Annotated in this window: 8 protein-coding genes; 6 read left to right on the top strand and 2 right to left on the bottom strand. The window is 72.5% G+C overall.

All coding sequences use genetic code 11. The features are described from left to right. Nucleotides 1-1,071, top strand: a 1,071-nt coding sequence (locus VAE46_RS01820; RefSeq protein ID WP_322795198.1) for an alpha-L-fucosidase, incomplete at its 5' end; no start/stop codon positions are given. A 33-nt stretch (nucleotides 1,072-1,104) separates the two neighbouring features. Here the strand turns inward: VAE46_RS01820 and VAE46_RS01815 are convergent. Together VAE46_RS01815 and VAE46_RS01810 are read right to left on the bottom strand one after the other, a co-directional pair. Continuing rightward, nucleotides 1,105-2,394 (bottom strand): MFS transporter, encoded by a 1,290-nt coding sequence (locus VAE46_RS01815; RefSeq protein WP_322795197.1) that lies wholly within the window; start codon nucleotides 2,392-2,394, stop codon nucleotides 1,105-1,107. Nucleotides 2,395-2,450: 56 nt separating this feature from the next. Continuing rightward, nucleotides 2,451-4,202 carry an alpha/beta hydrolase gene (locus VAE46_RS01810; protein ID WP_322795196.1) on the bottom strand — a complete coding sequence of 584 codons (1,752 nt, stop codon included), beginning with the start codon at nucleotides 4,200-4,202 and terminating at the stop codon, nucleotides 2,451-2,453. A gap of 72 nt (nucleotides 4,203-4,274) precedes the next feature. On the opposite strand from VAE46_RS01810, the gene VAE46_RS01805 reads away from it, so the two are divergent. From VAE46_RS01805 to VAE46_RS01785, 5 genes are read left to right on the top strand one after another with little or no spacing between them, the layout of a single operon-like run. Beyond that, the gene (locus tag VAE46_RS01805; RefSeq protein WP_322795195.1) at nucleotides 4,275-4,580 is read left to right on the top strand and encodes a hypothetical protein; all 306 of its coding nucleotides are present in this window, start codon (nucleotides 4,275-4,277) and stop codon (nucleotides 4,578-4,580) included. Between the two features lie 31 nt (nucleotides 4,581-4,611). Continuing rightward, nucleotides 4,612-5,403, top strand: coding sequence for a phosphatase PAP2 family protein (locus VAE46_RS01800; RefSeq protein WP_322795194.1), 792 nt, complete (start codon nucleotides 4,612-4,614; stop codon nucleotides 5,401-5,403). Beyond that, complete coding sequence (locus VAE46_RS01795; RefSeq protein ID WP_322795193.1) at nucleotides 5,393-6,076, top strand: hypothetical protein; 684 nt, start codon at nucleotides 5,393-5,395, stop codon at nucleotides 6,074-6,076. Before VAE46_RS01800 ends, VAE46_RS01795 begins: the two co-directional genes overlap by 11 nt. A 38-nt stretch (nucleotides 6,077-6,114) precedes the next feature. Further along, nucleotides 6,115-6,951, top strand: coding sequence for an LLM class F420-dependent oxidoreductase (locus VAE46_RS01790; RefSeq protein WP_322795192.1), 837 nt, complete (start codon nucleotides 6,115-6,117; stop codon nucleotides 6,949-6,951). A 48-nt stretch (nucleotides 6,952-6,999) separates the two neighbouring features. After that, nucleotides 7,000-7,275, top strand: a complete 276-nt coding sequence (locus tag VAE46_RS01785; RefSeq protein WP_322795191.1) for a ubiquitin-like small modifier protein 1 — start codon at nucleotides 7,000-7,002, stop codon at nucleotides 7,273-7,275. The last annotated feature ends 140 nt before the right edge of the window (nucleotides 7,276-7,415 follow it).

Genomic DNA, 7,415 nt, shown 5'->3' with positions numbered 1-7,415 from the left:
CGGGACTTCCCGGCGCTGGCCCAGCTGGCCCGCCGCTGCGGCATGCAGTACGCAGTCTTTACGGCCAAGCACCACGACGGCTACGCGATGTTCCACACGAAGACCTCGGACTTCGGCGTGGAGCACTCGCCGGTGGGGGCCGACCTCGTGCGGGAGTTCGTCGACGCATTCCGCGCCGAGGGGCTGCGTATCGGGCTGTATTTCTCGCTGATCGATTGGCACCACCCGGACTACCCGGCCCTGCGCGATGAGGACCGGCCCTACCGGTTCGGGCGCTGGCGGCGTTCGAGCCCGGAGCAGTGGGAGCGCTTCCTCGGCGATATGTTCGAGCAGGTACGCGAGCTGCTGACCGGCTACGGGCCGATCGACCTGCTCTGGTTCGACGGCGGCTGGGAGCGGACGCCCGAGGAGTGGCGGGCGAAGGAGCTCGAGGCGCTCGTCCGGGAGTTGCAGCCCGGCATCGTCCTCAACGACCGGCTGCCCGGGGTGGGCGATTTCGCAACGCCCGAGCAGTTCGTGCCGCCGCAGCCGCCGCCGGGGCCGTGGGAGACCTGCATGACGCTCAACGAGAGCTGGGGCTGGGTGCCTTCGGATACGAACTGGAAATCGCCGCGGCAGGTGGTGCACACGCTCTGCGAGGTGGCCGGGCGGGGAGGGAACCTGTTGCTGAACGTGAGCCCGCGGGGGGACGGCTCGCTGCCGCCGGAGCAGGCGGCGATTCTCGGGGAGCTGGCCGGCTGGATGAGCCGCCACGGGGAGGCCATCGCGGGGACGGAGCCGGGTCTCGAGCCGTGGCAGTTCTACGGCCCCTCGACGCGCCGCGCGCCGGTGACCTTCCTCTTCCTCCTCATGCGCCCGTACGAAACGGTCACGGTCCGCGGGGTGCGCATCAACCGGGTGCGGCGAGCCTGGAACGTGGCGACCGGCCGCGAGCTGGCGTTCACGACCCGCTGCCCGGTGGTCGACCGGCTGCTGGGCCGGGACCCGGTGGGCGAGGTGACGATCTCGGTACCGCCGGGGGAGGTGGACCCGCTGGCGACCGTGCTGGCAGTGGAGGAGGCAGGAGGTTGAAGGTGGGAGGTGGGAGGTTGGAGGTTGGAGGTGTCAGGGGAGGGGGTGCTTGCGCGGGGGGCGGGCGAGGAGGAAGAAGACCGAGCCGCTGAGGGCGATGGCGGCGAGGATATCGAAGCCGAGGCGGTAATCGCCGGTGCGGTCGTAGAGGTAGCCGGCAAGCAGCGGCCCGACGATGGTGCCGCTGAGGATGACGAGGTTCGAAACGCCCATGATTTTGCCGAAGGCCGAACGCCCGAAGTAGTCGGCGCGAATCGCCGTCATCTGGGGGCCGCGCCAGCCCCAGGCCAGCCCGTGGATGACGACGAAGGCGAGCACCATGGCGGTGTTGACCGCGTGCGAGAGCAGCAGCAGGCCGGTGCCGTGCATCGCCATGCAGGTCACGAGGAACGCGCGGCGGTTGACGCGGTCGCCGATGAAGCCGCCGGTGAGGTTGCCGATCATGAACATCAGGGTGAGCAGGAAGACGATGGTCGAGGCCTGGCCAAGGGTATAGCCCTGGCTTTCACGCACGTGTGAGACGAGGTGGACGCTCATGGAGGCGACCACGAACAGGGCCGAGGCGTGGCCGAGGGAGATGAGCCAGAAGGCCGGGGTGCGCAGGGCCTCGCCCAGGGTGAAATCGCGGGAGGGCGCCGGTGCGGGCGGGTCGGCGGCGGGGTCGCGTGGGCGGGCTGAGGGGGGCGGGGCGCCATCGGGCTCGAGGCCGAGCTCGTGGGGGTGGTGGCGGTAGACGCGCGCGAGCGGCAGGCCCGCGAGCACGATAATCGCCCCGGAGAGCAGGGCGGTGTGGCGCCAGCCGATCGCCTCAAGGAGGAGCACCGTGAGGGGGACGGCCATGCCGCCGAGCGCGAACCCGGCCGAGGCGAGGGCGATCGCCGTCGCCCGGCGGCGTTCGAACCAGTGCACGGCGGCGAACGAGGCGGTGAGGAAGCCGCACATCGAGGCGCCAATCGCCATGACGAGAAAGGCGCCGTAGAACTGCCACGGTTCGCGGACCTGGCTGAAGAGGGCGAAGCCGATGCCGAGGACGATGACGCCGATGGAGGCGACCCGGCGGGGCCCGAAGCGGTCGAGCAGGGCGCCGTGGACGGGCCCGAGGATGCCGCTTTCGGCCTCGCGCAGGCTGGAGGCTGCGGAGAGCATCGTCTTGCTCCAGCCGAACTCCTCCCGGAGAAGCACGACGTAGGCGCCATACGCCTGCCCGAGGAGGGCGGCCTGGATCGCCTGCAGGCCGCCGCCGGCTGCCACGATCCACCAGCCGTAGAAGAGGCGGGCCGGGCGCCGCCGGCTCGCGAGGGCGCCGGGCGCGGCGTCGGCCACGGGGGTTCCTCCGGTCCCGGGCAGGGGAGCTCTACGCAGTGTACGGGAGCGTCGGGTTAGGGGCCGGGCCGCCGTGCCCGGCGCGTTTGCGCCACCCCGATACCGGCGAAGGCGGTGGCCACGGCCAGGAGCATCAGCCCGGCGAGCCAGTAGCCCCAGGTGGCCGGCTCCCCGGCGGGGGCAGCTTCATCATCCGCCGGCGGCTGGCCGGCGGGCGCGGTAGGCGTGGCCTGGCGGCGGAAGGAGGCCGGGGTTTCGGCCTCGGTGGGCGGGCTCGCCCCGGGCGTCGCGCCGCGCTCGCCCGGGGGCGGCGGGCCATCGCCGCAGGCGGTGCCGGGCTTCGGCAGTGCCAGGGTCAGCAGGTAGGCATTGACGATCTCATCGATGCAGCGGTCGCCCTGGGCGTAGATGGTGTGGCCCTCGCCGCGGTAGGTGAGCAGCACAGCGTTTTCGAGCTGTTCGCTCAAGGCGCGGCCCCATTCGTAGGGGGTGGCCGGGTCGTTGGTGGTGGCGATGACCAGGATGGGCGCCGAGCCGGCGGCGCGGGGCGCGCTCAGCGGCTGCGGGTCGGCCTTCCAGAAGGCGCAGACGAGGCTGCTGGTGGCGGCCGAGCGCCCGAAGGTCGGTGCGATGGCGGCAAACCGCTCGGCCATCCGGCGATAGGCTGCCGGGTCCTTCGGGCAGGCGGAATCGAGCGCATTGACGGCGTAGTTCGCCTCGATGAGGTTCGGGTAGGAGCCGTCGGGGTTGCGCTGGAGGTACTGGTCGGTGAGGTTGACCAGCCCGGTGCCGTCGCCGCGGAGGGCGGAGGCCAGGGCCTGGGTGAGCTGGTTCCAGGTGTACTGGCTGTAGAGCGCGGAGATGATGCCGAGCTGCACCTCGCCGGGGCCGGCCGGGCGGTCGGCGCCGGGTGCAGGGATCGGCGCCTGCTCGGCGGCGGCAAGGACCCGAGAGATGGCCTGGCGGGGGTCGCCGTCGCGGGCGATCGCGCAGCGGCGGGCGGCGCAGTCATCGAGGTAGGCCTGGAGCGCGCGTTCGAACCCAACCATCTGGGTGACGACGAGCGTTTCGAAATCGAGGGACTGGTCGGTGCCGCCGTCGAGCACGAAGGCGCGGACCCGCGAGGGGAAGAGGTCGGCGTAGACGGCCCCGATGGTGGTGCCGTAGGAGTAGCCGACGTAGCTGAGCTGCTCCTCGCCGAGGGCAGCGCGGAGGGCGTCCATGTCGCGGGCCACATCGCGGGTGCCGACATGCGGCAGGAGGCGGCCGGCGGCGCGCTCGCAGTCCTCGGCGAAGGCGCGGGAGACGTCCTCAGCCTGCTGCCACTCGGCCTCGCTGTCGGGGTCGGGGTCGACCGCGACGAGCGCCTGCAGGCGGTCGTGGCAGAGGATCGGGGTGCTTTCGCCGACGCCGCGGGGGTCGAAGGCGACGATATCGAAGCGGTCGCGGATGGGCGCGGCGAGGATGCTCTGCCAGACGCGGGCGAAATCGATGGCCGAGCCGCCGGGGCCGCCCGGGTTGGCCATGATGACGCCGATGCGCTCGGCGGGGTTGCGGGCGGGGTAGCGGATGACGCTGAGGGTGATGGTCTCGCCGGCCGGGTCGTCCCAGTCGAGGGGGACGGTGAATTCGGCGCACTGGGCCCGGCTGCCGCAGTCGCTCCAGTCGAGGGCGGCGGGCGTGAAGGTGCCGCCGCCGGGTGACCCGGGTTCGGGCGGGCCTGCCTGCGGGCTTTCCCGGTCGGAGCAGGCGGCGAGGCCGAGGGCGACGAGGGCGAGGGCGAAGAGCGCGAGGGCGGTGCGGGCCATCTGTGAAAAAGGTAACAGGTTGGCCGGTAAAGAGCGCCGAAGCCCGGCGCCCGGGCTGCGTATGATGGCGCCATGGAGGAGCCGTTCGCGGGGGCGGCCGGGTGGGCCGGGTTGGCGCTGCTGGCGCTGGGGCTGGCCGGCGCGCTGCGCCTGCACGGGGCGGTGCAGCAGGGTCGAGCGGGGGCGGCGGCCTACCTCGGGGGGCTGCTGCTTTGGGGGCTGCTGCTGTTCGGGGCGTGGTGGGCGTGGAGCGGGTCCGCGCGGAGCTGCGGCGGCTGCGAGCCGGCCTTGCTGACCGTTTCAGAGGTGCCGCTGGGGGATGGGCTCGGGCCGAGTGCGCTGGAGCTCGAGCCGGGCGACCCTCCCGGCTGGCCGTAACGGTCGCCCGCGACGGGGCTAGACTGGCAGTATGCGCCCGCTCGAGCGAGCCCAACGGCCCGCGCGGATTCGGCCGACCGCGGCCGCGGCGGTCCTGCGCGAGCTCGGGCTGATGTTCGCCGCCATCCTCGCGTACTTCGCCATCCGCGGGATCTCCGAGGGCAGCATCGATGCGGCCCACGCGAACGCGGAGCGCCTGCTGGAGTTCGAACAGCGCCTCGGCATCGACTGGGAGGCGGCGGTCCAGGGCTGGATCATCGGGTCACACGCGCTGGTCACGCTGGCGAACTGGGTCTATATCTGGGGCCACTGGCCGTTCATCGCGCTGGTAGCCGTGTGGCTGGTGCGCTGGCACCCGGCGGAGTACCGGGCGATCCGGAACGCCTTCCTCGTTTCGGGGAGCATCGGCCTGGTGATTTTCGCGACGTTCCCGGTGGCACCGCCGCGCCTCTTCGACACCGGCGTCGTGGACACGGTCACGCAGTACTCGCGGGCGTACCGGGTGCTGCAGCCGCCGGCGCTGGTGAACCAGTACGCCGCGATGCCGAGCTTCCACTTCGGCTGGAATCTGCTCATCGGGCTGGGGATCATCCGCTGCAGCCGGCACCCCGGCTGGCGGGCGCTGGGGGCGGGGGCGCCGCTGGCCATGGGGCTGGCGACCGTCGCGACCGCCAACCACTACGTGCTGGACCTCGTCGCGGGGGCGGCGATCGCCCTGGCTGCCCTGTACGCGGTGGAGCTGGCGCGCGGGCGGCGGGCGGCGCCGTGGCAGCCGGCGGTGTGGCTGCGCCCGTTCGAACCGGGGACGGCCGATGTTCGCTGAGGGCCCGGGCGGGCTGCCGGGGCGGTTTGCTATCGCGCACCGGGCGGGCAATGAACCCGGGGCGCTCGCCCGCGCCGCGGAAGCCGGGGCCCTCGCGGCGGAGGCCGACCTCTGGCTCCACCGCGGGCGGATCGAAGTGCGCCACACCAAGACGGCCGGGCCGCTGCCCATCCTCTGGGACCGGTGGTCGCTGCACCGCGGCTGGGGGCACCGGCTCCAGCTGCACGAGCTGCTCGCGGCCGCGCCGCCCGGGCTGCTGCTCCACCTCGACCTGAAGGGCTGGGATGACCGGCTGGGGCCGGCGGCGGCTCGCGCAATGGCCGAGCTGGCGCCGGGGCGGCCATACCTGGTGAGCGCGCAGCGGTGGTCGCTCCTGGAGCCGTTCCATCGTGTGCCGGAGGCGCTGGTCATCCACTCGGCGGGGTCCGAGCGGAAGCTGCGGCAGCTGGCGGCGCACCTCGCCGGCCGCGAACGGACCGCGGTGGCCGTCCACCGCGAGCTGGTGTCCCCGGGGGCGGCGGCAGTGCTGCGCGGGCTGGCAGTGCGCGTGCTTGCATGGCCGGTGAACGACGCTGCGCTCATCGAACCGCTGGCCGCGCTGGGGGTCAACGGCTTCATCACCGACCGGCTGGAGGTGGTGCGGGCGGTCGCCGGCGGCGCAGCGGGGGGCTAGAATCCGCCTGCCAACCATCCCCCGCTGAGGAGTGCGCCATGAAGTTCGGCCTGCAAATGTTCCCCACCGATTACGCAATCCCGGTGACGGACCTCGGCCGGGCGGCCGAAGAGCTCGGGTTCGAATCGCTCTTCTTCCCTGAGCACACGCACATCCCCACGAGCCGCCGGACCCCGTGGCCGGGCGGCGGCGAGCTGCCCAAGGAGTATTCGCACACGCTCGACCCCTTCGTGGCCTGCGGCGCGGTGGCCGCGGTGACGAAGACGCTGAAGGTCGGCACCGGCGTCTGCCTGGTGATGCAGCGCGACCCGATCACGACGGCCAAGGAGGTCGCCTCGGTCGACCACCTCTCCGGCGGGCGGTTCCTGTTCGGCATCGGCGGGGGCTGGAACGAAGACGAGATGGAGAACCACGGGACCGACCCGAAGCTGCGCTGGAAGATCCTGCGTGAGCGCATCCTCGCGATGAAGGAGATCTGGACGAACGAGGAGGCGGAGTTCCACGGGAAGTTCGTGAACTTCGACCCCATCTGGCAGTGGCCGAAGCCGGTGCAGAAGCCGCACCCGCCGATCCTCGTGGGCGGGGCCGGGCCGCACACGCTCGACCGCGTGCTGGAGTACGGCGACGGCTGGATGCCGATCGGCGGGAGGACCGGGGCCGTGCTGGCGCAGATGATCCGGGAGCTGCAGGAGCGGGCGAAGGCTGCCGGGCGCGGGCCCATTCCGGTCTCCGTGTTCGGGGTGCCGCCTTCGAAGGAGGTCATCGAGCAGTACGCCGAGATGGGCGTCGACCGGGTGATCTTCGGCGTGCGGCCGGAGGGTGCGGAGCAGGTGCTGCCGGCGCTCAAGCGGTACGCCGAGGTCGCGGGGCTCTAGCGGGCAGGCCGGGGCAGCAGCTGCGGGAGGGTTGCCGGGATGGCGCGGATGGAGGTTCGGTTCTACGCCACGCTGCGGCCGCTGGCCGGGGGCAAGACGGCCGAGTTCGACCTGCCCGCGGGAAGCACCGCGAAGGAGCTGCTTGAGGCGGTGAGCGACCGCTTCCCCGAGATCGGCAAGCTGCTCTGGACCGGAACGGGCGAGCTGGGCGACTACATCAAGGTGTTCGTGAACGGGCGGGAGATTCGCCACCTGCAGCTGCTGGCGACGCCGGTACCGGCCGACGCGGAGGTCGATATCTTCCCGCCCGCAGCGGGCGGCTGAGGCCCCGCCATGCAGCGGCTCGAGGTCCGGAATATCGATACCGACCTGATCGCGGGCTACCTGGTGGCGGAGCTGGGCGGCGAACGCGACGGCCCGGTGGTGCGGGGCGCGGGCTGGGAGGTGCGGTTCGTGCCCGGCGA

This window comes from Tepidiforma sp., from assembly GCF_034433535.1.
Lineage (GTDB): Bacteria > Chloroflexota > Dehalococcoidia > Tepidiformales > Tepidiformaceae > Tepidiforma.
The sequence above is the reverse complement of the archived record's forward strand: the minus strand, read 5'-3'. Positions and strand labels throughout refer to the sequence as shown.

Excerpts from the sequence above, each read along its gene's own strand:
- VAE46_RS01785 (WP_322795191.1), top strand. The coding sequence starts at position 7,000 with ATGGAGGTTCGGTTCTACGCCACGCTGCGGCCGCTGGCCGGGGGCAAG.
- VAE46_RS01800 (WP_322795194.1), top strand. The coding sequence starts at position 4,612 with ATGCGCCCGCTCGAGCGAGCCCAACGGCCCGCGCGGATTCGGCCGACC.
- VAE46_RS01810 (WP_322795196.1), bottom strand. The coding sequence starts at position 4,202 with ATGGCCCGCACCGCCCTCGCGCTCTTCGCCCTCGCCCTCGTCGCCCTC.
- VAE46_RS01805 (WP_322795195.1), top strand. The coding sequence starts at position 4,275 with ATGGAGGAGCCGTTCGCGGGGGCGGCCGGGTGGGCCGGGTTGGCGCTG.
- VAE46_RS01795 (WP_322795193.1), top strand. The coding sequence starts at position 5,393 with ATGTTCGCTGAGGGCCCGGGCGGGCTGCCGGGGCGGTTTGCTATCGCG.
- VAE46_RS01790 (WP_322795192.1), top strand. The coding sequence starts at position 6,115 with ATGAAGTTCGGCCTGCAAATGTTCCCCACCGATTACGCAATCCCGGTG.